The 25,482-nt window shown below is 63.7% G+C and carries 21 protein-coding genes and 1 tRNA gene; 16 read left to right on the top strand and 6 right to left on the bottom strand.

Annotated features, from left to right (window positions below; all coding sequences use genetic code 11):
- Positions 1–37: 37 nt before the first annotated feature.
- On the bottom strand, positions 38–361 hold the full coding sequence (locus FAZ21_RS13425) for a hypothetical protein (RefSeq protein WP_136773951.1): 324 nt from the start codon (positions 359–361) through the stop codon (positions 38–40).
- Between the two features lie 282 nt (positions 362–643).
- On the opposite strand from FAZ21_RS13425, the gene FAZ21_RS20600 reads away from it, so the two are divergent.
- Positions 644–1,111 (top strand): helix-turn-helix domain-containing protein, encoded by a 468-nt coding sequence (locus tag FAZ21_RS20600; protein WP_211243460.1) that lies wholly within the window; start codon positions 644–646, stop codon positions 1,109–1,111.
- 148 nt (positions 1,112–1,259) lie between these two features.
- On the opposite strand, the gene FAZ21_RS13415 is transcribed toward FAZ21_RS20600, so the two are convergent.
- Together FAZ21_RS13415 and FAZ21_RS13410 are read right to left on the bottom strand one after the other, a co-directional pair.
- Positions 1,260–1,336, bottom strand: a tRNA-Met gene (locus FAZ21_RS13415).
- A gap of 54 nt (positions 1,337–1,390) precedes the next feature.
- Positions 1,391–2,557, bottom strand: a complete 1,167-nt coding sequence (locus tag FAZ21_RS13410) for a class I SAM-dependent methyltransferase (protein WP_136773950.1) — start codon at positions 2,555–2,557, stop codon at positions 1,391–1,393.
- Positions 2,558–2,653: 96 nt separating this feature from the next.
- Here FAZ21_RS13410 and FAZ21_RS13405 point away from each other — a divergent pair, with 96 nt between their 5' ends.
- From FAZ21_RS13405 to FAZ21_RS13370, 8 genes are all read left to right on the top strand, one after another.
- The gene (locus FAZ21_RS13405; RefSeq protein ID WP_136773949.1) at positions 2,654–3,403 is read left to right on the top strand and encodes a pteridine reductase; all 750 of its coding nucleotides are present in this window, start codon (positions 2,654–2,656) and stop codon (positions 3,401–3,403) included.
- 303 nt (positions 3,404–3,706) lie between these two features.
- The gene (ttcA, locus tag FAZ21_RS13400) at positions 3,707–4,645 is read left to right on the top strand and encodes a tRNA 2-thiocytidine(32) synthetase TtcA (RefSeq protein WP_136773948.1); all 939 of its coding nucleotides are present in this window, start codon (positions 3,707–3,709) and stop codon (positions 4,643–4,645) included.
- Positions 4,645–5,430, top strand: a complete 786-nt coding sequence (locus tag FAZ21_RS13395) for a fused MFS/spermidine synthase (RefSeq protein ID WP_136773947.1) — start codon at positions 4,645–4,647, stop codon at positions 5,428–5,430. The genes ttcA and FAZ21_RS13395 overlap by 1 nt, the downstream gene beginning before the upstream one ends.
- Positions 5,431–5,614: 184 nt before the next feature.
- Positions 5,615–6,109 carry an RNA pyrophosphohydrolase gene (locus tag FAZ21_RS13390; protein ID WP_136773946.1) on the top strand — a complete coding sequence of 165 codons (495 nt, stop codon included), beginning with the start codon at positions 5,615–5,617 and terminating at the stop codon, positions 6,107–6,109.
- Complete coding sequence (locus FAZ21_RS13385) at positions 6,078–7,706, top strand: sensor histidine kinase (RefSeq protein ID WP_136773945.1); 1,629 nt, start codon at positions 6,078–6,080, stop codon at positions 7,704–7,706. Before FAZ21_RS13390 ends, FAZ21_RS13385 begins: the two co-directional genes overlap by 32 nt.
- Entirely contained in the window at positions 7,690–9,063 is a 1,374-nt protein-coding gene (locus FAZ21_RS13380; protein WP_136773944.1) for a sigma-54-dependent transcriptional regulator, read from the top strand. The genes FAZ21_RS13385 and FAZ21_RS13380 overlap by 17 nt, the downstream gene beginning before the upstream one ends.
- Positions 9,053–9,616, top strand: coding sequence for a 1,6-anhydro-N-acetylmuramyl-L-alanine amidase AmpD (ampD, locus tag FAZ21_RS13375; RefSeq protein WP_136773943.1), 564 nt, complete (start codon positions 9,053–9,055; stop codon positions 9,614–9,616). Before FAZ21_RS13380 ends, ampD begins: the two co-directional genes overlap by 11 nt.
- Positions 9,617–9,677: 61 nt before the next feature.
- The gene (locus FAZ21_RS13370) at positions 9,678–11,573 is read left to right on the top strand and encodes a potassium transporter Kup (protein ID WP_169307392.1); all 1,896 of its coding nucleotides are present in this window, start codon (positions 9,678–9,680) and stop codon (positions 11,571–11,573) included.
- 219 nt (positions 11,574–11,792) lie between these two features.
- Here the strand turns inward: FAZ21_RS13370 and FAZ21_RS13365 are convergent, their stop codons facing one another.
- The 3 genes from FAZ21_RS13365 to argB all read right to left on the bottom strand — a co-directional run bounded on the left by FAZ21_RS13365 (position 11,793) and on the right by argB (position 14,199).
- On the bottom strand, positions 11,793–12,437 hold the full coding sequence (locus FAZ21_RS13365; protein ID WP_136773942.1) for a pyrimidine 5'-nucleotidase: 645 nt from the start codon (positions 12,435–12,437) through the stop codon (positions 11,793–11,795).
- A 225-nt stretch (positions 12,438–12,662) separates the two neighbouring features.
- Entirely contained in the window at positions 12,663–13,100 is a 438-nt protein-coding gene (locus FAZ21_RS13360) for a CBS domain-containing protein (protein WP_136773941.1), read from the bottom strand.
- Between the two features lie 220 nt (positions 13,101–13,320).
- Positions 13,321–14,199 (bottom strand): acetylglutamate kinase, encoded by an 879-nt coding sequence (gene argB, locus FAZ21_RS13355; RefSeq protein WP_136773940.1) that lies wholly within the window; start codon positions 14,197–14,199, stop codon positions 13,321–13,323.
- 285 nt (positions 14,200–14,484) lie between these two features.
- On the opposite strand from argB, the gene FAZ21_RS13350 reads away from it, so the two are divergent.
- From FAZ21_RS13350 to FAZ21_RS13320, 7 genes are all read left to right on the top strand, one after another.
- Entirely contained in the window at positions 14,485–15,132 is a 648-nt protein-coding gene (locus tag FAZ21_RS13350) for a TetR/AcrR family transcriptional regulator (RefSeq protein ID WP_136773939.1), read from the top strand.
- A gap of 13 nt (positions 15,133–15,145) precedes the next feature.
- Positions 15,146–16,255 carry an efflux RND transporter periplasmic adaptor subunit gene (locus tag FAZ21_RS13345; RefSeq protein ID WP_136773938.1) on the top strand — a complete coding sequence of 370 codons (1,110 nt, stop codon included), beginning with the start codon at positions 15,146–15,148 and terminating at the stop codon, positions 16,253–16,255.
- Positions 16,252–19,347 carry an efflux RND transporter permease subunit gene (locus FAZ21_RS13340; protein WP_136773937.1) on the top strand — a complete coding sequence of 1,032 codons (3,096 nt, stop codon included), beginning with the start codon at positions 16,252–16,254 and terminating at the stop codon, positions 19,345–19,347. The genes FAZ21_RS13345 and FAZ21_RS13340 overlap by 4 nt, the downstream gene beginning before the upstream one ends.
- Positions 19,348–19,375: 28 nt before the next feature.
- Positions 19,376–20,704, top strand: a complete 1,329-nt coding sequence (locus FAZ21_RS13335) for a TolC family outer membrane protein (protein WP_136773936.1) — start codon at positions 19,376–19,378, stop codon at positions 20,702–20,704.
- Between the two features lie 197 nt (positions 20,705–20,901).
- Complete coding sequence (locus tag FAZ21_RS13330; protein ID WP_136773935.1) at positions 20,902–21,225, top strand: H-NS histone family protein; 324 nt, start codon at positions 20,902–20,904, stop codon at positions 21,223–21,225.
- Between the two features lie 95 nt (positions 21,226–21,320).
- Positions 21,321–23,447 carry a UvrD-helicase domain-containing protein gene (locus FAZ21_RS13325; RefSeq protein WP_136773934.1) on the top strand — a complete coding sequence of 709 codons (2,127 nt, stop codon included), beginning with the start codon at positions 21,321–21,323 and terminating at the stop codon, positions 23,445–23,447.
- A 246-nt stretch (positions 23,448–23,693) separates the two neighbouring features.
- Positions 23,694–25,415, top strand: a complete 1,722-nt coding sequence (locus tag FAZ21_RS13320) for a tetratricopeptide repeat protein (protein WP_169307391.1) — start codon at positions 23,694–23,696, stop codon at positions 25,413–25,415.
- Positions 25,416–25,482 lie beyond the last annotated feature (67 nt).

Genomic DNA, 25,482 nt, shown 5'->3' with positions numbered 1-25,482 from the left:
TTATTGTTTGTCTGGTTCTAGAGGGTGAACTCTTTATTCAAAAATCCAGAGTGGAAGATAAATTTTCAATGCAATAGCTCTTTTTTGCAATTTCGGGGTTTTTTATTATTTTTGATAAAGGTGTCTTTTGTAATTCGTAGGCCCAAAATCTGCGTGTGCTTGAAATGTCATATTTGGCTGTTGTTGGTATCTTCTTCTGAAGGGCTTCTAGGTGTCGAAGTTCAGTGTCTATTTGAGTGATGCAATTTTTCTCGATTTGTCTGCCCTGCTCTCGTCGAGCATTTTCTAAGTTTTTTTTCTGCTGCTCTTGAGCTGCAACAACGTTCGACTCTCTCGCCAAGCTTTCAAGTAGCTCTCTCATAGATAGACCGTACTTCGCTGCCGCGCTCTCCAGGCTCGCTTTTGCTTGCTTGCTGATGATGGTTTGCAGGCGGGTGCAAGGGGCGTTTTCGCCCTGTAGCAGGCGTTTGCGGTAGCTGGCCGGCCGAGCGTTCGGCGTCTGTCTTCGGGTTGGGTTTTCGCTTGGCTGGCATGGCTTAAGGCCGTGTGAGTGTCACGAAATAGCGTAGCCCGGAAATCCATCCACAGGCGCGTCACACCGGACTGTTGGACATTGCTCCCGTCTCATTCGGAGCACACCAACATGAACATGCTTTCCAACGAACTCGGCTTGCCCACCGATCTGGTGGCGGAGGTCGAGGCCGCCGCCGTGCTGGGCTGGCCGTTGCCGGTGCTGATCGAGCGCCGGGAGCTGGGGATCGGGCCACGCTGCTATGTCCTGGGCGGTACCGATCACCGTCGGCTCTGCTACAGCCGGGCCGAACTGCAGGCACTGCTGGCTGATCCGGCCAACCTGCTCACCCGGGCAGATGCGGCGCGGCTGCGGCTGAATCATCAGCTGCAGAAGGGGGGCTTCAATCCAGATCGGCTCACCCCGGCCCAGGCCGCCATCCTGATCGGCCTGTCTGAAGCCACCCTCAATACCAAGCGCAGCCGGGGCGGTGGCATTGCCTACTTCAAGCAGGGCCGGCGCGTGTTTTACCGGCTGGCCGATCTGGAGCACTACCGGGCCAGCCGCACCCAGCGCATGGGGAAGGGGACGGGTGCATGAATGGCACGCCCCTCTCCACAACACCTGCGTCGGCAGCGAACGCCACGGTGCAAGCACTGCCACCGGGGTTTTCCAGAACGAAAAAAGCCCCCGCAAGAAAACTTGACGGGGGCTTTTTTACTTCCCAGGTTGCCCTAGGAAGGACATCTGGTGGCTATGACGGGACTCGAACCTGTGACCCCAGCATTATGAGTGCTGTGCTCTAACCGACTGAGCTACATAGCCATAAGAGCCGGAGATTCTGAAGCGACTGCGCCAGGCTGTCAAGCGTGGCGCGCGCTATAGCCGGTACGAATCGTCGGCGTTGCGAAAGCCCGGCAGCAGCGCGGGCAGGGCGAGGTTGCGGGAGAACGCGATGGCCTTGAACAGTTCGCCCATCTCCGCCGGGCTGGTGAGTTTGTGCGTGGCCGACGCGGCGGACAGGTATTGCGCCGGCGGCAGGGCGGCCAGCCGTTCCGGCAGGCCGGCATCCAGCAGGTACTGCGCTTGCGAGACGTAGCCTTCCAGTTGAAGGCCGCATTGGTCGGCGGCGTTGTAGACGGCGGAAAAATCGACATGGCAGGTCAGGTCGCTCAGGCCGGGCAGAAAGAACGGGTCGGTCAGGCTGTGATGGCGATAGTGCGCCATCAGCGTGCCCCGGTTGCGCTGCGCGTGGTAGTACTCGCCGGACGGAAAGCCATAGTCGAGGAACAGGATGGCACCACGCGTCAGCATGGTTGCCACGCTGTGGATGAATCCCTGCATCTGTGGCTGGATTTCGGTGAGATAGTCGGCGGGCAGTTCCAGCGCGGACGCCAGCGCCAGGAGCGGACCGGGCGCGAGCAGGCGGTCTTCCCAGTTGAAGCCGTCCTTCCAGACTACGCCGCGCTCGAAGAGCGCGCCCGCGCTGTCGCGGTAGACCAGGTCGCACGGGATGGCGTCGAGCACTTCGTTGCCGATTACGCAACCGACGAACTGCTCGGGCAGGCGGTCCAGCCATTGCACCCGATCGACCAGATGCGGTACCAGGGTCGACAGTGTGGCGCGCTGGCGCGCGGCGAGTTCGGCGGAGACGTCGACGATCTGATAGCGGCGCGGCAGGCAGTCCAGGCGCTCCAGTTCGGCCAGCACCTGGGCGGCGAGATGGCCGGTGCCGGCGCCGAATTCCAGTACGTCGCCATGATCGAGTGCGTCGAGCACCGGCGCCAGCGAGCCGGCGACGCAGGCGCCGAACAGCGGTGACAGGCCCGGTGCGGTGACGAAGTCGCCGGACTGGCCGAACTTGGCGGCGCCGCCCGCGTAGTAACCCAGGCCGGGGGCGTACAGCGCCATGCGCATGTAGTCCGCGAAGCTGATCCAGCCATGCGCGTCGATCTCGGCGCGGATCTTGGCGATCAGGGCATCGGAGGCCGCACGTGCATCCGGCGTGGGCAGTGGCAATTGTGGCTTGTCTTGCGAGGGAAGCATGGGCGGCGTGAGAATCGTGCAAAACATCAATTCTAAATCGTCATGAGCGGCTGGCCCACCTCGGGCCGGTCAGCCGGGCAGCGCTTGCGGACCGAAATGAACAGCGAACACAAGGACAAGGTGGCATTGGTCACCGGCGGGGCTCAGCGCGTGGGTGCCGGTATCGTGCGTTATCTGCACGCGCGCGGCTGGCGCGTGCTGATCCACTATCGCGGCAGCGAATCCGCCGCGCTGGCCCTGGCGGCCGAGTTGAACGCGCGTCGCGCTGGCAGCGCCGCCGTCTGCCAGCTCGATCTGCTTCACTGCGCGCGCCTGCCGGAACTGGTGGCGGCGGCGTTGACGGCATTCGGCCGCCTGGATGCGGTGATCAACAATGCGTCGGCTTTCTTTGCGACGCCGGTGGGGCAGTTCACCGAAGCGGCGTGGGATGCGCTGATCGGCTCCAACCTGAAGGCCCCGTTGTTCCTGGCGCAGGCCGCGGCACCGGCGCTGGCCGAGACCGGGGGCTCCATCGTCAGCATCGCCGACATCCATGTGGATCGGCCGTGCCCGGGGCTGGCGCTGTACAGCGTGGCCAAGGCCGGGCTGGTGGCGATGACGCGCGGCCTGGCGCGCGAACTGGCCCCCCGGGTGCGGGTGAATGCGGTGGCGCCCGGCGCCAATCTGTGGCCGGACAGCGAGGCGGTGTTCACCCGTGCCGAGCGTGAACGGATCGAAGCGTCGATTCCGTTGGGTCGTACCGGTACGCCGGAGGATCTGGCGCAGGCGATCCTGTTCCTGCTGGAAGCGCCTTACCTCACCGGCGTGGTGTTGCCAGTGGATGGTGGGCGTAGCGTGGTGCTGTAGCGCTGCCACGGAATCCTGCTGGCGGAGGCGTGGCAAGGCGTCTTGCCCTTGCCGGAGCGACTGCATCGGGGGCGTTTGCTGCCTGGGTGCGGCAACGAAAATGCCAAGGTTCGCCATGGGCTGGCGTCATGCGGCGTTCCACACCCGCTGGGCACGTTTTGCAGCGCTTGCCACGGTTGCCGCGCTGGTTTTTGTCCGGGGTATCCGAGTCTTTGCACGGCGCCTGACAGCCGCGCGCTGCTGCGGTAAAATCCGCGCCAATTCAATCATCTATGGCGGGGCGCGCGGCGCCCCGTCCTGCTTATGAACACCACCACCGACCATGCGGCGTTGTCCGACGCCGACAAGAAAGCCCAGTTCAATTTCAACAAGCTCACCAAGTGGCTGCGCCACGCCGTGGGCGATGCGATCAACGATTTCAACATGATCGAGCCGGGCGACCGGGTGATGGTGTGTCTGTCCGGAGGGAAGGACAGCTACACCATGCTGGACATCCTGCTGGGCTTGCAGCGTTCCGCGCCGATCGATTTCTCGATCGTGGCGGTGAACCTCGACCAGAAGCAGCCGGGCTTCCCCGGGCACGTGTTGCCGGAATACCTGGCATCGCTTGGCGTCGAGTACCGCATCGTCGAGGAAGACACTTATTCCATCGTCAAGCGCGTGGTGCCCGATGGCAAGACCACCTGTGGCCTGTGCAGCCGGCTGCGGCGCGGCATCCTCTACCGCGTGGCCGACGAGCTGGGGGCGACCAAGATCGCACTGGGTCACCACCGCGAGGACATCCTGGAAACGCTGTTCCTCAATATGTTCCATGGCGGCAAGCTGAAGGCGATGCCGCCCAAGCTGGTCTCCGACGATGGCCGCCATGTGGTGATCCGGCCGCTGGCCTATTGCCGCGAGAAGGACATCGTGCGCTACGCCGAGGCCAGGCAGTTCCCGATCATTCCCTGCAACCTGTGCGGCAGCCAGCCCAACCTGCAACGGCAGGTGATCGGCGACATGATTGCCGACTGGGACAAGCGCTTTCCCGGTCGCGTGGAAAACATGTTCCGCGCTTTGCAGAACGTGGTGCCGACCCATCTGGCCGATACCAGCCTGTACGATTTTGCCGGTGCGCGGGCCGACGGTGTGGCGCGCGAGGACGGCGACAAGGCGTTCGATAGCGAGACGTTCAGCGAGCCGAACCGCATCAACATCCTGGCCAACCGGCCCGACGACGTGGCCGGCTGCGGAGCGGACTGATGCTGTTTCGTTCCAAACGCACGCACCAGGGCGTGGACGAGCTGGTGATCGACGTGTCCGAGGAATTCGGCATCCGCAAGCTGCATTTCGGCCAGGACGATACGCAGAGCGCGATGCGGGTATCCGACCCGCTCGAGCTGGTGCTGGCCTATACCCGCTGCGCCTTTGGCGTGCTGCTGTTCATCGAACCGCCACGCGAAATGCTGCTGATCGGCCTGGGTGGCGGTTCCATTGCCAAGTGGGCGTACCACAAGCTGAAACAGACGCGCATCACCTGCGTGGAACTGCACCCCCAGGTGGTCAACGTGGCGCGCAGCATGTTCCATCTGCCGCTCGACGACGAGCGCCTGTCGGTGCTGGTCGCCGACGGCGTGGCCCACGTGTACGCAATGCCGCCCGCCTCGACGGACCTGATCATGATGGACGCGTATTCGTCCACCGGAATCGTTTCCTCGCTGATCTCCAGCGACTTCCTCACCGCCTGCCGCGATCGCCTGACCGACGATGGGGTGCTGGCGATCAACCTGTGGAGTTCGGACAAGCGCTTCGCCGACTATCGCAACCGCCTCAGCGGTGTGTTCGATGGCCATGTGGTCTGTCTGCCGGCGCGGCAGAAGGGCAACGTGATGGCGTTCGCCTTCAATCGCCCGCTGAATAATCCGCAATGGGAACGGCTGACCGAACGCGCCCGTGCGCTGGAGGCCACCTATGACCTGGAGTTCGGTGAGTTCGTCGCCGATCTGGCGCGGATGAATCCTCACAACGATCGCCGCCTGTTCGTTTGAACGGCTTATGGCCATGGGGGGGCGGTGCATGTCGCGCCAGCCAACCCCAATGGCGGGCCATCCGCACATTGCCTACGGCGTCGCCCCAGGGCGAAACGAGTGCTCCGAATGGCGCGCCGCTGTTTGCAAGGCGCGACGGATGTGGAAAAATTGGCGTTAACTAAAGGTTACAGGGTTTACCCCCATGCTCGATCGTGACGGCTATCGCCCGAACGTCGGCATCATCATTCTCAACCATCACGACCAGGTGTTCTGGGGCAAGCGGGTGCGCGAGCATTCGTGGCAGTTCCCCCAAGGGGGCATCAAGCAGGGCGAATCGCCGGAACAGGCGATGTTCCGTGAGCTGATGGAAGAAGTCGGGCTTGCGCCGCAGCATGTCCGCATTCTGGGCCGCACGCGTGACTGGTTGAAATACGATGTGCCGACCAACTGGGTTCGCCGCGAATGGCGCGGTACATACAAGGGGCAAAAGCAGATCTGGTTCCTGTTGCGGCTGGTCGGGCGCGATACGGATGTCTGCCTGCGACGTTCCACGCATCCGGAGTTCGATGCCTGGCGCTGGAACGCCTACTGGGCGCCGCTGGATGCGGTGATCGATTTCAAGCGTGGCGTCTACGAAGCCGCGCTCTCCGAACTCTCGCGTTTCCTTGACGCCACGCCAAACCGCGCGCAGGGCTGAGCGTGCGCCGGTCGCCCCGGATCGCCCGCTGTCGGCGGTCGAGGTCTACTGGCGCTCGCTCGGTTTGCTCAATGCCTTTCGCCTGGCCTCGGTGATCGCGCTGCTGGCCAGCAGCACCTGGCTGATGCCGCTGGCGTTCGCCAGCCAGGCCGCCTGGACTGCATTCCTCTGGTTATCGTCGATCTATACCCTGGCGGGCCTGGCGTTCATCGCTGGCATCCAGGTTCGTCGCCCTTCGTTCGACGTCCAGCTTTCCGTGCATGCCACTACCGACATCCTGTTCCTGGTGTCGCTGGTTCACCTGTTCGGCGGCATGCGCAGCGAACTGGGCATCCTGTTGCTGTGCTATCTCGCCGCCGCCGGCCTGATCGCGCGCGGCCGCATGACGCTGTTCCATGCCGCGCTCGCCAGCGTTGCGCTGTTGATCGAGCACACGTTGCGCGTGATCGAAGGCGTGGCGGAGGTGGACGACTACACCAGCGTGGTGCTGCTGTGCCTTGCCTGCTTCGCGGTGGCGTGGTCGGCGCACCGGCTGGCGCGCTATGCGCGGGAAAGCGAAGCGCTGGCGCAGCAGCGCGGCGAGGATCTGCAAAGCCTGGCCCAGCTCAATGCGCGCATCCTCCAGGATGTCTCGGACGGGGTGATGGTGGTCGATTCGCAAGGGGACATGTGGCAATGCAATGATCAGGCGGCCCGCCTGATCGGCGAGCGGCCGGATTACCCGGTGCCATTGTCGAGCCTGCTGCCCGATCTGGACCGCGTGTTGCGCGAGTGGCGCGAGGACCCATACACCCCGCCGGGGCTGGTGCAGGCGGCCACCACCCGCAAAACGCTGCGGCCACGCTTCGTGCCGGCGTCGTTCACCATGACGGGCGATATCCTGGTCTATCTGGAAGACATGGACCGGCTGCGGCGCGAGTCGCAACAGCTCAAGCTGGCCGCGCTGGGCCGCCTGACCGCCAATCTGGCGCACGAAATACGCAACCCGCTGGGGGCCATCTCGCATGCCGCGCAACTACTGGACGAAGAAGCGGGCGGCGACGCGCTGACGCGGCGATTGACCCGCATCATCGGCGACAATGCCGCACGGCTGGAGCGGATGGTGGCGGACGTGCTGGAGCTGAATCGGCGCGACCGGCTCCAGCGCGTCCATATCCGGCTCGCGGACTGGCTGGAGGTCTTCCTCAACGATGTGCGGCAGGTGGAGGACATCCCTATCGAGGTGCCCTGCGATTGCCCGCCCGAGGCCGAGGTCTATTTCGATGCCGGCCATCTGCACCAGGTATTGTGGAACCTGGTGCGCAACGGCTGGCGCTATTGCAGCAAGGCTCCGGGCAGCCTGACGCTCGCGGTGGATCGCGGCGACGATGGCCGGTGGCGGCTGGACGTGCGCAACGACGGGCCGCCGGTGCCGGTGGATGCGCAGACGCAGTTGTTCGAGCCCTTCTTCACCACCGAATCCAAGGGCACCGGCCTGGGGCTGTATATTGCCCGCGAAATCTGCGCCGCCAACTCGGCCTGGCTGGAATATGTGCCGGTGGAGGAGGGGGCGTGCTTCCGAATCGTGTTCGAGGTCAATGATGGCGAGAAAGGCTAGGAATGCCCGGCGGGTACTGGTGGTCGATGACGAGGTTGATCTCGCCGAACTGCTGGAACTCACCCTGATCAAGATGGGGCTGGATGTCGAGACCGCGTATTGCGTCGCCGACGCCAAGGCCCTGCTCGGGCGTACCCGCTACGACCTGGTGCTGACCGACATGCGCATGCCGGACGGCGAAGGACTGGAACTGGTGGAGTTCGTCCAGGCGCAACGGCTGGATATTCCGGTGGCGGTGATTACCGCGTACGGCAGCATGCAGAACGCGGTCAACGCGCTCAAGGCGGGGGCGTTCGACTACCTGGCCAAGCCGGTGTCGCTGGAACAACTGCGCACCCTGGTCAAATCGGCGCTTAACCTGGAGGAAAGCACCAGTGGCGCGGTGGAGGCCCTGTCCGGCGAGGATCGCCCGCTGCTGGGCAACTCGCCGGCAATCCGCCAGGTGCTGGAGCTGGTGGAAAAACTGGCTCGCAGCCAGGCGCCGGTTTACGTGAGTGGCGAATCCGGTAGCGGCAAGGAGCGCGCGGCGCGGCTGATCCACCTGAGCGGCACGCGGGCCGACAAGCCTTTCGTTGCGGTGAACTGTGGCGCTATCCCCGAGAACCTGATGGAAAGCGAGTTTTTCGGTTACCGCAAAGGCGCGTTCACCGGCGCCGAACAGGATCGCGACGGCTTTTTCCAGGCGGCCACCGGCGGCACGCTGTTTCTCGACGAAGTGGCCGATCTGCCGCTGGCGATGCAGGTCAAGCTGCTGCGCGTGATCCAGGAACGCAAGGTGCGCAAGGTGGGCAGCACGGTCGAGGAACCGGTGGACGTACGGCTGATCTGCGCCACGCACCAGAATCTGGCCAAGTGCGTCGATGCCGGCCGCTTCCGCCAGGATCTCTATTACCGATTGAACGTGATCGAACTGAAGATGCCGCCGCTACGCGAAATGGGCGACGACATTGTCCTGATCGCACGGCATGTACTGGCACGGCTGGCGACGCAGAACGGGCAGGAAGCGCCGTCCTTCGCCGACGACGCGCTTACCGCGCTGCGCCGCTATGCCTTTCCCGGCAATGTGCGCGAGTTGGAAAACATGCTGGAGCGCGCGCTGGCATTGTCCGACGGCAGCCAGATCACCGGCGACGACCTGCAACTGTCGCCGCACGGCTTCGACGAGGAAGCGACCGGGGGCGCGGATTGTCCCTTGCAGGATTACCTGGACCGCGTGGAGCGCGGGGCCATTCAGGATGCGCTGGAAAAGACCGGCGGCAATCGCACCCAGGCGGCCAAGCTGCTGGGCGTGACGTTCCGCTCGCTGCGCTATCGCATGGATCGGCTGGGGCTGGCGGGGAAAGATCGTGACGACTGAGCTGACGCTGGACGCGCGGGGCTACTGCCCGCAGGTGCGACAGGTGGTCAGTCCCAACCACGATGCACGGCTGGATGGCGATGCGGTCAAGGTGGTGGTGGTCCACAACATCAGCCTGCCGCCCGGCGAGTTCGGCGGTGACGACATCGAGCGCCTGTTCACCAATCGCATCGATCCGGCCGCGCGGCCGGGCTACGACGAACTGGCGCGGTTGCGCGTTTCGGCGCATTTCCTGATCCGCCGCGACGGCGAGCTGGTGCAGTTCGTGCCGACCGAAGCGCGGGCGTGGCACGCCGGCGTGTCGCAATGGTGCGGGCGCGCGCGCTGCAACGATTTCTCGGTGGGCATCGAACTGGAAGGCTGCGACTTCGCGCCGTTCGAAGCGGCGCAGTACATCAGCTTGCTGGCGGTGCTGCGGGCATTGGCGCATCGCTACCCGCTGGAAGCCATCGTCGGCCACAGCGAAATCGCGCCGGGCCGCAAGACCGACCCCGGTCCGTTCTTTGACTGGGCACAGGTACATGCTGCATTGCCGCAACTACGCCCAGCCTAATTCCGGTGAGCGGATCGACACGAGGCTATAATCCGCGCACATCACTTCCCGTAAGTTCCGCATGAATCCCACTTCCCATGCAGGCAAGCCCACCGGCCGTGCCGCCATGACCCTGGCCGCGCTGGGCGTTGTCTATGGCGACATCGGTACCAGCCCGCTCTATACCCTCAAGGAGTGCCTCAACGGTCACGTACCGCTGCCCATCGTGCCCGAGAACGTGCTCGGCATGCTCTCCATGGTGTTCTGGGGGCTGATGCTGGTGGTCTCGGTGAAATACGTGGTGCTGATCCTGCGCGCGGACAACCGTGGCGAGGGCGGGGTACTTGCGTTGATGGCACTGGCGCTGCGCGAGGCGGGTACCGGTAGCCGCAAGGCATTGTTCTTTACCGCGCTGGGTATCTTCGGCGCGTCGCTGTTCTACGGCGACAGCATCATCACGCCAGCGATTTCTGTCCTGTCTGCGCTGGAAGGCATCGGCGTGGTATCGCACCGCCTGGACCCGTACATCGTTCCCATCACCATCGTGGTGCTGATCGTGCTGTTCGTATTGCAGGCACGCGGCACGGCCAGCATGGGCAAGCTGTTCGGGCCGGTGATGCTGTTGTGGTTCGTCACGCTGGGCCTGCTCGGGCTGTACCAGGTTGTCCAGTCGCCGGGCGTGCTGGCCGCGATCAACCCGATCTACGCGCTACGCTTCGTGGTGCACCACGCCTGGCAGGCATTCGTGCTGCTGGGGGCGGTGGTGCTGGCGCTGACCGGCGCCGAGGCGTTGTACGCCGACATGGGCCATTTCGGCCGCCCCGCCATTCGCCGCGCCTGGTTTGGTCTGGTGCTGCCGTCGCTGGTGCTCAACTATTTCGGACAGGGCGCCTTGTTGCTGGCCAACCCCAAGGCCATCGCCAATCCCTTCTTCCTGCTGGCGCCGTCGTGGGGCGTGCTGCCGCTGGTGGTACTGGCCACGGTGGCGACGGTGATCGCGTCGCAAGCGGTGATCTCCGGTGCGTACTCCATGACCAGCCAGGCGATCCAGCTTGGCTTCGCGCCGCGCATGGATATCGAGCACACATCCGATACCGAGATCGGCCAGATCTACATGCCCGGCATCACCTGGTTCCTGCTGGTGGCGGTGATCGCACTGGTGCTGCTGTTCCGCTCCTCCGGCAACCTCGCCTCGGCGTATGGCTTCGCCGTGACCTGCACCATGGTCATGACCACGTTGCTGGCGTTCACCGTGCTGGGTCGGCGTTTCGCCGGCATTCCGCGCCTCGGTATCTTTGCCTTGTTGTCGGTGCTGCTGGTGATCGACCTGCTGCTGTTCTCGTCGAACGCGCTGAAGATCCACGACGGTGGCTGGTTCCCGCTGCTGGTCGGGGTGATCGCCTTTACGCTGATGATGACCTGGAAGCGCGGCCGCGCGCTGCTCAACGACCGGCTGCACCAGGGCGAGCTGCCGCTGGAAGGCTTTGTGGAGATGCTGGAATCCAGCCCGCCGCAACGCGTGGAAGGCACCGCCATCTTCATGACCGGCAGCGCGGATCGTGTGCCACACGCTTTGCTGCACAACCTGAAGCACAACAAGGTATTGCACGAGCAGGTGGTGCTGATGACGGTGGAGAATGCCGACATCCCGTACGTCGCCACGCGCGAGCGGGTGGCGGTGCGGCGTTTGGGCGAGACCTTCTACCAGATCATCGCCACCTACGGTTTCAAGGAAGAGCCGAGCGTGCCGGCCATCCTCAAGCTGGTGAAGGAGCTTCAGCCCGAGCTGGACCTGGACCCGATGCAGACCTCGTTCTTCCTCTCGCGCGAAACCATCGTTGCGGCCAAGTACCCCGAAATGTCGCTGTGGCGCCGCAAGATATTCGCCCTGATGAATCGCAACGCCCTGCGCGCCACCAGCTTCTTCAAGATTCCCCCGAACCGCGTGGTGGAAATGGGGATGCAGGTGGAGCTGTAACGGCTGGGAAGGGAGAAGCGGGAAGAGGGAAGGGCGAAACCCGGAAACCCCAAATCTTGAAACACAGAGGGTACAGAGAACACGGAGTTTCACAGAGGAAACCAGAGAAAAAGCGAGAAAAGCGGCAGGTAGCCGCCGTGCAGCCTCTCCTTGCGGTTTTCGTTTTCCTCCCGCCTTTCTCTGTGTTCTGCGTGTTCTCTGTGTTTCAAGATGTGGGGTTCAGCGTTTTTGGTGCAGCCGGCCCGGTAACTGGTGCAACCCGTTCAGCAAGTAATCCACCGCTGCATGGCCGCGCCGGTGCGGGCGTAGCCAGACCGTGCGCATGCGCAGGCGTTTGGCGGTGGCCAGGTTTGCCACGCTGTCTTCCACCATGACGCAGTGACGCGGGTTCAGGCGGTAGCGTGTCAGCAAGCGGCGATAGCCGTGGCTGAATGGTTTGGGGTGAAAGCGTGCCTGATCCACCCCGACCACTACATCGAAGTAGCGTGCCACGCCCAGCGCTTCCAGCATTGCCTCGCCATAGGCGGTGGGTCCGTTGGTGAACAGGATCTTCCGCCCGCGCAGCCGCGCCAGCGTGCGGGCCAGCCGTGGCACGGGATGCAGCGTTTCCAGCAGGTGCGGCAACGGATGGACCGCGCTAAGGAAGTGATGGGGATCGACCTGCGGATGGTGGCGTCGCAGCCCCAGGATGGTGGCGCCATAGCGCTGCCAGTAATGGACGCGCAGGTAATTGGCTTCGTCGTGCGACACCGCCAGCTCCCGCGCGATCCAGGCCGTCATTGCGGCGTCGATCACGGGAAAGGCGTGCCGATGCGCATGGTGCAGGGTGTCGTCGAGATCGAACAGCCAGGTGGGATGGGGCATGGGGTGCAGTATCGGGAACCACGCGGATAATCCGCAAGTGGCGCCAGGCCGGAGTTGGGCAAAGCTCCCTCGAGGCGGCGAGGGCGGGGGAGTGGAATCGATCAGGATGCGCCGTTGCCTGCGCTTCCGCCCCGTTTCGCGCCCGGCTTTGCCGGGCGCTTGTTCCGGCCCATCGGCCGCCAGGGTGTGCAAAATCGGGTAGGCGCGGCGCCGACGATGGTGGTGTCAGCGAATACCGTAAATGTACTGCGAGAGCTGTTCGATAGTGTATTGCTGATCGGCGATCTTGGCGCGAACCAGGTCGCCGATGGAGAGAATGCCTCTCACCTCATCGCCGTTCAGCACCGGCAGGTGGCGGATGCGCTTTTCGGTCATCAGGGCCAGACAGGTGTCGATGTCGGTGTCGGGCGGGATCACCATCAATTGCCGCGTCATGATGTCCGCCACCGGCGTGCCCGCCGATGTCTTGCCTTGCAGCACTACTTTGCGCGCGTAGTCGCGTTCCGAAAAAATCCCCACCAGATGCTTGCCTTCCATCACCAGCACGGCGCCGATGTTTTTTTCCGCCATCAGTTGCAGCGCCTGGTAGACGGTGGCCTGGGGCGAAATCGAAATGATGTCGTGGATCTGCTTATCTGCCAGAAGATGACGCGCAGTATTCATTGAGTGCCTCGCGGGTGGAAAGGGGGCCGGTCACCCCGCCGGCCGGGCGGGGTGCGATGCCGACCCTATCAATCTAGCCAGCAAGGTCGAACATGCAAAGCGGGCACTGGCTTGCATGGCCGTCGGCATGGGTGGATGCGGGGCCGGAACGAAGGGGGCGGTGGATGCATCGCGCCTCCACCGCCCCGTGATCCGGTCCTCGCGTCATGCGCGAGGTTGCTTATTTCGCGCGGATCATCGTTCCCACGCCCTGCTCGGTCAGCACTTCCAGCAGCAGCGCATGCTTCACGCGGCCGTCGATGATGTGCACCGAGTTGACGCCGCTCTTGGCCGCGTCCAGCGCCGAGGCGATCTTGGGCAGCATGCCGCCGGAAATGGTGCCGTCGGCGAACAGCTCGTCGATGCGGCGCGCGGTCAGCTTGGTTAGCAGGTTCATGTCCTTGTCCAGCACGCCGGGGGTGTTGGTCATCAGGATCAGTTTCTCGGCGTGCAGCACTTCAGCCAGCTTGCCGGCCACCAGGTCGGCGTTGATGTTGTAGCTTTCGCCGCTGGCATCGACGCCGATGGGGGCAATCACCGGGATGAAGTCGGCGGCGTCCAGGTGGGCGACGATGGACGGGTCGATCTTCTCGATCTCGCCTACTTGGCCGATATCGACCAGCTCGTCTGGATTGGTGCCCTTGAGGAACATCTTGCGCGCGCGGATGAAGTGGCCGTCCTGGCCGGTCAGCCCGACGGCCTTGCCGCCGTGCTTGTTGATCATCGACACGATTTCCTTGTTGACGTGGCCGCCCAGCACCATCTCGACCACGTCCATGGTCTCGGCGTCGGTCACGCGCATACCCTGGATGAACTCGCCCTTCTTGCCGATACGATCGAGCAGGTCGTTGATCTGCGGGCCGCCGCCATGGACGACCACCGGGTTCATCCCCACCAGCTTGAGCAGCACCACGTCCTGGGCGAAGCCTTCCTTCAGTTCCTCGTCGATCATGGCGTTGCCGCCGTACTTGATCACGATGGTCTTGTCGAAGAAACGTTGGATGTAAGGCAGGGCTTCGGAAAGGATATGGGCCTTTTCCTGCGGGGTGATCTCGATCATGGCGGCTCCAGGGTGGCAACACGGTTGAACGGTGCGGATTGTAACGCCGGTGCGGGTTCGCGGGTGTATCCGTTTGCGGCGACGATATCGATGTTCGCCGATGCCCGCGCTTTCCCCCATGTGCCACGGCGTAGCGGTCAGTCTGACCCGCGCTGTTCTCCCGCCGGACGGCGGCTGACAAGTAATTGACAACGCATTCGCTGGCTCGGAATAATAAATGAACATTCATTTATTAAATGTGACGCCGACTGGTTTGACCCGGCGCCATGCTTTCCGGTCACTCGCATGCCTCATTGCCCGATCGCCAAACGCTGGTCCCGCCGCAAGGCCGCCCGCCCGCAGGAAATCCTGGAAGCCGCGCTCGATGTGTTCGCGGAAAAAGGCTATGCCGCCGCCAAGGTGGAAGACATCGCGCGGCATGCCGGGGTCACGCGCGGTACGCCTTATCTCTATTTCAAGAACAAAGAGGAAATCTTCGCCGCGCTGATCCGCGAGTTGCTGCTGCCCAAGATCGCCTTCGGCCATTCACTGATGGCCGAACCGGGGCTGACGGCCAGCCAGCGGCTGGGCAAGCTGGTGCGTACCTGGTGGGCCGAAGTGGGCGCCACGCGTCTGTCGGCGCTGCCCAAGCTGATGATCGCGGAGGCGCGCAACTTTCCCGACGTGGCGCAGCTTTACCACGATGAGTTCATCGCGCCGGGCCAGGCGTTGATGCAGCGGGTGCTGGAGGAGGGCATCGCCTCCGGCGAGTTTCGCCCCGTGGCGGCCGATCTGGCGGTGCATGTGATCTCCGCGCCCATCGTGATGCTGATGATCTGGCAGCACACCTTTGCGCCCTGTTGCGTCGGCCAGGAAGTCGATCCGCAGCTTTACCTCGAAACCCTGCTCGACCTGCTGCTGCGCGGCCTGTCGTCCACCCCACCATCCGCCTGATAGGTAAACCGCCATGCTTTCCGTCCGCCGCCGAATCTGGGCCGCCTTGCTGTTGTCGTTGCTGCTGGGCGCTTGTGGTAAATCCGCGCCGCCACTGGAGGAAATCCGCCCGGTGCGGGTGATGCGGGTCGGCGCGCCTGTCAGCGCGCCGGGCGCCGAACTGACCGGCACGGTACGTGCCCACGTGGAAACACCGCTGTCGTTCCGTATCGGCGGCAAGCTGGTGGAGCGCCGCGTCGATCTGGGGGCCGTGGTGAAGCAAGGGCAGGCGATCGCGCGCATCGATCCGCAGGATGCCTCGCTCAACGCCACGGCGGCCGATGCCCAGGCGGCCGCCGCCAGGGCGCAACTGGCCCAGGCCACGATGGATTACGAGCGCGCGCTGCGGCTGTACGAACAGAAATTCGTCAGTCAGGCCGAGGTCGACAATCGCCACACCGCGCTGGATGCCGCGCGCGAGTCGGCGCGGCAGGCGGATGCCCAGCGCGCGCTGGCGCGCAATCAGGCCGGCTATACCACGCTGCTGGCTGACGCGAACGGCGTGATCACCCAGGTGGCGGCGGAGCCGGGGCAGGTGCTGGCGGCGGGCCAGCCGGTGGTGACGCTGGCGCACGACGGCGAACGCGAAATCGCCGTGGACGTGCCCGAGCATCTGCGCGCGTCGGTCAAGCTAGGCGATGCCGTCGAGGTGCGATTCTGGGCCTTGCCCGGCAAGACGCTGCCAGGGCGGATCAGCGAGCTTTCCCCCGCCGCCGACGCCGCCGCGCGCACCTATCCGGCGCGGATCGGCTTCAATCATGACGCGGCAGTGCAACTGGGCATGAGTGCCAGCGTCCGTCTCGCCGCGCCGGGTGGCAAGGCTGGCGCGCCAGCCGGCGACGCGGTGCAGATTCCGTTGACCGCCCTGTTCGGCGAAACCGGCAAGCAGCAGGTGTGGTTGCTGGATCTGAAAGCCGGGCGGGTCCACGCCAGGGCGGTCCGGGTGCTCGGCATCACCGACGACGCGGCGCTGGTTAAGGGCGTTGTCGCCGATGATCTGGTCGTCACCGCTGGCGCGCACCTGCTGCGCGAGGGGCAGCGAGTGAAACGCCTGGGCGCGGCCAATGCGGGGGCGGGCCAATGAATGAAATGGAACGCGAGCCCGCGACGCATGCCGGGCATTTCAATGTCTCGGCCTGGGCGCTCAACCATCGCTCGCTGGTGCTGTACCTGATCATCGTACTCTCGCTGGCCGGCGCGCTGGCGTATACCAAGCTCGGGCAGAAGGAAGACCCGGAGTTCACTTTCAAGGCCATGGTGGTACGTGCTTTCTGGCCCGGCGGTTCGGCCACCGAAGTGGAGCAGCAGCTCACCGATCCGCTGGAAAAGGCATTGCAAGGCATTCCCACCGTGGACTACACGCGTAGCTACTCGCGAGCCGGCGAATCGCTGACGCTGGTGATCCTGAAGGAATCGGTGCGCGGCCAGCAGGTGGAAGATAGCTGGTACCAGGTACGCAAACGCGTTTCCGACCTCCAGGCCACCGGCGGTTTGCCGCAGGGCGCGGTCGGGCCGTTCTTCAATGATGAGTTCGGCGAGACCTACGGCAACCTCTACGCCTTCACCGCTGACGGTTTCACCATGCCGGAACTGAAGCGTTACGTGGAATCGGTACGCCAGGAACTGCTGCGCATCCCGGACGTGAACAAGGTGACGCTGGTCGGCGAGCAGGACCAGAAGATCTACGTCGAATACTCCACTGCCAAGCTGGCCAGCCTGGGCCTGTCCCCATTCCAGGTGAACCAGGTATTGGCCGCCACCAACGCGCTGACGCCGGCGGGCGTGATGGAAGGGCGGGAAGAGCGCGTCTTCGTCCGTGTGACCGGCAATTTCGACGCGGCGGCACAGATTCGCGACACGATGATCGAGGCGGGCGGCAAGCGTTTTCGCGTCGGCGATGTGGCGCAGGTCTATCGCGGCACCATCGATCCGCCGGAAATGGCGATGCGCTTCCAGGGGCAGCCCGCCATCGGCCTGGGTGTGTCGATGCGCCATGGCGGCGACGTGTTGCGCATGGGCCAGCAGATCGACGCTACGCTGGCGCGCGTGCGCGCCTCGCTGCCGGTGGGCATCGAGTTCCACGCCGTGTCCGATCAGCCGGCGGTGGTGAAACGTGCGGTCGGTATCTTCATGGATTCGTTGCTGGAAGCGGTGGTGATCGTGCTGGCGGTAAGTTTTCTCTCGCTGGGCTGGCGCACCGGCGTGGTGGTGGCGCTGTCCATCCCGCTGGTGCTGGCGCTGACCTTCCTCGGCATGTTCCTGGCCGGGATCGATCTGCAACGGATTTCGCTGGGTGCGCTGGTGATCGCGCTCGGTCTGCTGGTGGATGACGCCATCATCGCCGTCGAAATGATGGCGCTGAAGCTGGAGCAGGGCTGGGATCGCTTTCGCGCCGCCACCTTTGCCTATACCAGCACCGCGATGCCGATGCTGACTGGCACGCTGATCACCGCCGCCGGGTTCCTGCCAGTGGGCCTGGCCAAATCCAATGCCGGTGAATACACCTTTTCGATCTTTGCCGTGGTCGGCATCGCGCTGATCCTGTCGTGGATCGTGGCCGTGGTGTTCACGCCGTACCTGGGCTATCAACTGTTGCCTGAAAAGCCCAAAGAACACGGGCACGATGTCTACCAGGGGCGCTTCTACCGGCGTTTCCGCGCACTGGTCACCTGGTGCATCACCTGGCGCAAGACCACGGTTGCCGCGACGTTCGGCGTCTTCGTGCTGGCGATGGTCGTGTTTGCACTGGCCGTTCCCAAACAGTTCTTTCCCGCATCCGCGCGGCCGGAACTGATGGTGGATCTGTGGCTGCCCTACGGCGCGTCGTTCCAGGCCACCGAGCGCGAGGCGAAAAAGCTGGAAGCGCTGTTGATGCGCGATCCGGACGTGGTCAACGTCACCAGCTATGTCGGCTTCGGCTCGCCGCGCTACTACCTGCCGCTGGACGAACAGCAGCCCAACCTCAACTTCGCGCAGCTCACGGTGATGACGCGCGACGAAAAGGTGCGCGAGCACGTGTTCGCCCACCTCAATCAATTGTTTGCCGACGATTTCCCGCAGGTGCGCGGCCGGGTGACGCGGCTGGAGAATGGTCCGCCTGTGGGTTATCCATTGCAGTTCCGCATTTCCGGCGATGATCCGGCCGAGTTGCGTCGCGTCGGGCAGCAGGTAGCCACGGCGATGCGGGGCAATCCGCATACGCGCGACGTGCATTTCGACTGGGGCGAACAGGTGAAGGTGCTGCGTATCCATGCACACCAGGACAAACTGCGCGACACCGGGCTGACCACGCAACAACTGGCGCAATACCTGCAACTGGCGATTTCGGGCGTGACCGCCACCCAATATCGCGAAGATAACGAGATGATCGATGTGGTGGCGCGGCTGGTACCGGGCGAGCGCGGCTCGCTCACGGCGATCCGCGATCTGCCGGTGAAGCTGGCGAACGGGAGCAGTGTGTCGCTGTCGCAACTGGGCGATATCCGGCTGGAGTCGGAGGAAAGCCTGATCTGGCGGCGCAACCGCGTGCCGACGCTGTCGGTGCGCGCCGATGTCAACGGGGCGCAGGCGCCGGACGTTACCGTGGCGCTCGGGCCGAAAATCGATGCCATCGCCGCGAAACTTGCGCCGGGTTATCACATCGAAACCGGCGGCACGCTGGAGGCGTCGCGCATCGGCGAAGAATCGATCGCTGCGGTGATGCCGCTGATGCTGCTGGTGGTGATGACCCTGTTGATGATCCAGCTCCAGAGCATGAAACACATGGTGATGGTGCTGTTGACCGCGCCGCTGGGACTGATCGGGGTCACGCTTTCGCTGTTGCTGTTCGATGCGCCATTCGGCTTTGTCGCCCAACTGGGCGTGATCGCGCTATCGGGTATGATCATCCGCAATTCGGTGATCCTGATGGACCAGATCAAGCAGGATATCGCCCACGGGCACGAGCCATGGACCGCCGTGATCGAATCGGCGGTGCGCCGCTTCCGCCCCATCATGCTGACCGCCGCGGCCGCCATCCTGGCCATGATTCCCCTCACGCGGGACACCTTCTGGGGACCGATGGCGGTGGCGATCATGGGTGGGCTGTTCGTGGCCACCGTGCTGACCTTGCTGTTCCTGCCGGCCTTGTACGCGATCTGGCACCGCGTGCGCCCGCCGGAGGCGCCGACTCCCTGAATAAACGAAAACCAAGGGGCTTAACTAGATGAAACGAACCATGATCGCCACCAGCCTGGCCGTGCTCTCCCAGGTTGCGGCGGCGGCCGACCTGCTCGATAGCTGGCGTGCCTCGCAGCAATACGACGCCAACTATCAGGCCGCGCGTTATGCGCTGGATGCGGGGCGCGAGAAGGTCAACCAGGGCCGCGCGCTGTGGTTGCCCAAGATCACGCTCGATGCCGGCGCCAATGCCGCCAGCCAGAAGTACCACCCGGGCCGCGATACGCTGACCGCGCCGGAAACCAGCGCCAATGGCGATCAATACAACGTGGGTGTTTCCGCCGCGCAGCCGATCTACCGCGCCGACGTATTCGTCGGTGCCGACCAACTGAGCAAGCAGACCGATCTGGCCGAAGTGCAGTTTCGCGATGCCGAACAGCAATTGATCCTGCGCGTGGCGCTGGCTTATTTCGAAGTGCTGGCCGCTGAGGAACGGGTGCAATTGTCCGCATCGCAAAAGGAAGCGGTGTCGCAACAATTGGCTCAGGCCAGAAAGTCGTTCGAAGTGGGCGTGGCCACGATTACCGATACCAACGAAGCCCAGGCCCGTTATGACGCGATCACCGCCAGCGAAATCGCCGCGCTCAACGATCTGGAAATCAAGCGCAACGCATTCCAGATGCTGACCGGGCTGGATGCCACGCAATTGGCCAAGATCGCCGAAGGCAAAAAGCCCACGCGCCCGCAGCCGCCCGTCATGGACGAATGGACACAGCGCGCCCAGGTCGAAAACATGTCCGTGCTCGCACAGCAATTGAACGTGGACATCAGCGCGCGGGAAATCGACCGCTATCGCGCCAGCACCGCGCCCACGCTGGATCTGGTCGCCAAATACGGCAGCAGTTGGGATTCGGACGAGTTGTCGCGCTCTGGTGGCAGGGATCGCAGCGATAGTGGGTTGATCGGCCTGCAACTGTCGATCCCCCTCTATACCGGTGGCGATCGCAGCTCGCGCTATCGCGAAGCCATCGCCAATCGGGATAAGGAAGGCTCCAGCCTGGAAGCCGCCAAGCGCAACAGCGTGCAGCAGGCGAAGCAGGCCTTCCTCGGCGTACAAAGCGGTGCCGCGCAGATCGAGGCGCTGGAACAGGCGCAGCGTTCCAGCCTTTCCTCGCTGGAATCGACCAAACTGGGGCGTGAAGTTGGCGTGCGTACCACGGTGGATGTGCTCGATGCCGAGCAAAACTATTATCAGACCCGATATGACCTGGTGGTGGCGCGATATCAATACCTGTACTCGCGTTTACAACTGGCCTATGCGGTAGGGCAGCTCGATGAAGGCGATGTGAATGAAGTGAACCAATGGATGCATTAGCGTTCCATGTGGTTGTGCCACTGCAATCGAAAACCCGGCATGAATGCCGGGTTTTTTAATGCAGGCTTGCAAAGCGTACATAATGAGGTATTAATACAAAATATCACCGCCTTGTATTCGAATGAAACGGGGGGCATAATGCGGCGCATAAGCACCCCCAAAATCCGCACCGACGTATAGATCATCAGGAGAAACAAATGGATTTGTCCGCGCTCACGCTGCCGCAACTGTACCAACTGCAAAAAGACCTGGACCGCGAAATTGTGCGTCGCAAGGAAACCGATAAGCAGGATCTGCTGAACGAACTGCAAAACCTGGCCGCCGCCAAGGGTTTCTCGCTGAATGAAGTGCTGGGCTTCGACAAGAAAGCCGGCAAGAAAGCCGCCGCACCGTCCACTTCCAAGGCGCAATTCCGTAACCCGAATGATGCCAACCAAACCTGGTCCGGCCGTGGCCGCAAGCCGCAATGGGCACTGGACTGGATTGCTGCCGGCAAGTCGATCGACGACCTGCGCATCTAAGTAGTAAGCATCTCCGCAGTCGCAAGGGGTAGCCGCACGGCTACCCCTTCTTTTTTGTACAATCGTTCTATTCGAACGATTCCTCCCGCGGTCCCATGTCCCATCCGCTTACGCAATTTCTCAATCCCCAGCAGGCGGCCGCCGTCGAGCTGCCCGACGAACACGCCTTGATCCTGGCTGGCGCCGGCAGCGGCAAGACACGCGTGCTGACCACGCGCATCGCCTGGTTGCTGTCCACCGGGCGCATCAGCCCGGCGGGCCTGCTGGCGGTCACCTTCACCAACAAGGCCGCCAAGGAGATGCTGGCGCGCATCACGGCAATGATGCCGCTCAATCCACGCGGCCTGTGGGTGGGCACCTTCCATGGCCTGTGCAATCGCATGCTGCGATTGCATCATCGCGATGCCGGGCTGCCACCAACCTTCGCCATCCTGGACAGCCAGGATCAACTGGCCGCGATCAAGCGCGTGCTCAAGACGTTGAACGTGGACGAAGAGCGCTACCCACCACGCACGGTGCAGCAATACATCAACGGACATAAGGAAAACGGCCGGCGCGCGGCGGATGTGGAAAGCTGGGACGATTATTCCCGCCACCTGAAACAGATTTATACGGAATACGAAGCGCAATGCCGTCGCGAAGGCGTGGTGGATTTCGCCGAGCTGCTGCTGGCCAGCTATGAATTGCTGCTGCGCAACGAAGCCCTGCGCACCCATTACCAACAGCGTTTCAAGCATGTGTTGGTCGATGAATTCCAGGATACCAACCGCCTGCAATACGCTTGGCTGAAATTGTTGACCGGTCCCCAATCCGCGCTTTTTGCCGTGGGGGACGATGATCAATCCATTTATGCCTTCCGCGGGGCCAACGTCGGCAATATGCAGGATTTCCAGCATGATTACGCCGTACGTCATGTAATCCGCCTGGAGCAGAATTACCGCTCCCACGGCAATATCCTGGATGCGGCCAACGCCGTCATCGCCAACAACCGCGAACGGCTGGGCAAGCAGCTCTGGACCGAGGAAAGCGGCGGCGAGCCGATCCGGGTATTCGAGGCCAGCAGTGATTACGAGGAAGCTGATTTCCTGGTGGACGAGATCGGCCAGTTGAAGCGTGATGGCATCGAGCCTGGCGACGTGGCGATTCTGTATCGCTCCAATGCGCAATCGCGCCTGATCGAACACGCGCTGGTCCAGGCTGGCCTGCCCTACCGCGTCTATGGCGGCCTGCGTTTCTACGAGCGCCAGGAGGTCAAGCACGCGCTGGCCTATCTGCGGCTGATGGCCAACCAGGACGACGACAACGCGCTGCTGCGCATCATCAACTTTCCCACGCGGGGCATCGGCAATCGCACCATCGAAACCGTGATCGAAACCGCTCGCGTGACCGGCACCAGCTTGTGGCTGGCTGCCTGCTCGGGCGGCGCGGGGCGTAGCGCGGCAGCGGTGGGGCGTTTCGTACAACTGATGGAAAACCTGCGCCAGCAGACGACCGGCCTGCCGTTGCCGGAACTGGTGAGCGTGATGCTCGACCTGTCCGGCCTGCGCGAGCACTACCGCAACGACAAGGAAGGTGAGGAGCGGCTGGCCAACTTGGACGAACTCGTCAATGCCGCCGCCGGCTTTGTCACCGAGGACGAAAACGACCTGATCGCTTTCCTGGCCAACGCCAGCCTGGAAGGCGGCGAGCACGAAGCGCGCCCCGGCGAGACGGCGGTGCAGATGATGACGGTGCACGCCGCCAAGGGGCTGGAGTTCCACAGCGTGTTCCTCACCGGCCTGGAAGAAGGCCTGTTCCCGCACGAGAACAGCCTGGCCGACCCCAAGGGTCTGGAGGAGGAACGCCGGCTGATGTATGTGGCGATCACCCGGGCGCGGCGGCGGTTGTATCTCTCGCTGGCGCAAAGTCGCATGTTGCATGGCCAGACCCGTTACTCGGTCGCCAGTCGTTTTCTCGACGAAATTCCCGCGCCTTTGCTCAAGTTCCTGAACCGGGGCTATGCGCCGCAGACGTTTGCGGCACCCAGTGCGGCCAGGACCGCCGATCCGGGGCATGGCCTGAAGCTGGGCATGAGTGTGCAGCACCCCAAGTTCGGCATCGGCGTGGTCACCGACCACGAAGGCGGTGCCACCGGCAACGTGCAGGTCAACTTTCGCGACCATGGATTGAAGTGGCTGGCCGTGGCCTATGCCAAATTGCAGCCGGTGACGGGCGAAGCCTGAGCGGAAGGCGGCGGGGCGTCGCCGAGGCTTTTTAGGAATTCCGTGATAGACATCTGTTGTGCCGGCTCTAGACTCGATGGGCTGCGCTGGATTTGACGCACTGGCTGGATCAAACGCTGCGAGATCAGCCATTGTTCGACCTTCGCCGCCGTATCGAAGCGCGATTCCGCTTGTGAATCACGCGAATACCAACAATATCGTCCAATAATGCAGATATCCGTTCGACCTCGACCCGGGACACCGCGAATGGCTGAACAGCAACGCTTTCCCTCGCTTTCCGGCGGACGCGCCCTGGTGATCGACCGTGCCAGCGAGATGCGTGCCGCGCTGGGCCGGGGCCTGGCCGCCTGCGGCATCGCCAATGTCGATTACGTCGCGCGCGTCAGCGATGCGCTGGCGCGGCTCAACCAGTCCAGCTACGACATCGTGCTGTGCGAGTACGACCTGGGCCAGGGGTTCGACGGCGTGAACCTGTTCGAGACCAGCCAGCGCCATCAGTTGCTGAAGCCCTCGACCATTTTCATGGTGATCACCGGCGAGCGCCGACTGGCGCAGGTGATGAGCGCCGCCGAACTGGCCCCTGACGACTACCTGCTCAAGCCCTTTTCCGGCGGCGAGCTGATCTCCCGTATCGAACGTGCCTTGCGTCGCAAGGGGCGATTCCGTGTCATCGACGATGCCGTGCGCGTCGGCGACTATCTCGCGGCGGTGTCCGCCTGCGACGAAGTGCTGGCCGCCGAAGCGCCGGATGCGATCGAATTCCGCCGCATGAAAGGCCGATTGCTGGCGCAGGTGGGCGAACACTCCGCTGCGCGCGATCTTTATCGCGAACTGCTGGCCGAGCGTGACGCGCCGTGGGCTTTGCTGGGCCTGGGTCGTGCGCAGTTCTCCCTTCAGCAGTACGACGAGGCGCAGCAGTGCTTCGAGCGCGTCAAGCAGGAAAACGAACTGGTGATCGAGGCCTACGACTGGCTGGCGCGCACCATGGTGGCGCAGGGCGATCCCAAGACCGCGCAGGAGGTCCTGCAAGACGCCGCCAGGCGTTCGCCGCTGGTGGCGCAGCGTCAGCGCGCGCTGGGGGGATTGGCGCATCGCAACGGCGATCTGGCCGCAGCCGAGGCCGGCCTGGCGCAGGCCATCGAGTTGTCGCGCGGCTCGTTCTGGCGTGATCCGGCCACGTATGGCGAGTTGGCCCGCGTGCAGTTGGAGCGGGGCGATATCGGCGCCGCGCGCCGCACCAGCACCCGCCTCAAGCACGACTTCCGTGGTGATGCCGCCGCCGATGTCCTGCTGCAACTGGTGGACGCCGCCGTCACCGAACAGATGGGTGGCGACAGCAAGCTGGAGCGCGACAAGGCGCGCCAGAAGCTCAAGGAGGCTTGCGAGCAACTGGAAACCCTGGACGATGTGCCGGCCGGGGTGCTGCTGGAAGCCGCGCACGCCTGCTATGCCCGGCGCCAGCGTGATCAGGGCGAAGCCTTTGTGCGCAAGGCATTGCGCAGCAGCCATGACGATACCGAGTTGCTGGCGCGCGTCGAGGGGCTTTATCAGGCGCTGGGCGAGCCGGAAACCGGCAGCAGCCTAATTGCCGCCGCGACGCAGGATATTCTGGAACTGAACAACGAAGCCGTCCGCGCGGTACAGGCCGGAGATCTGGCGGGCGCCGCCCAGCGCTTCGTCGGTGCGCTGGAATCGCTGCCAGGCAACGTGCAGGTGCTGCTCAATGCGGTGCATACCATCCTCTCGCTGATCAATCGCGACGGGTGGAATCCGCAGTACATGCTGCTCGCCGAACAGTATCTGGCGCGCGCCAAGCGACTGGACCCGGCCAATGGCAAGACGCGGCAACTGATCGACGCCTATCGGCGCACGCAGCGTCGCTACGGGGTCGATGCGCCCGGAGCCGCCGCCGCACAGGCCGCCGCAGCGGCCGCGGAGCAGGGGGAGGGCACCGACAAGGCCGCCTGAACGACCCGGGGCGGGCGGCCATTCGCCGGCCATCCCAGGTTTTCACGGCGTTGCCGCTGGCGCTGTC

The organism is Chitiniphilus eburneus, from assembly GCF_005048205.1.
Classification (GTDB): Bacteria; Pseudomonadota; Gammaproteobacteria; order Burkholderiales; family Chitinibacteraceae; genus Chitiniphilus; species Chitiniphilus eburneus.
Note: the sequence above shows the minus strand (reverse complement) of the source record. Positions and strands in the feature narration are given on the sequence as shown.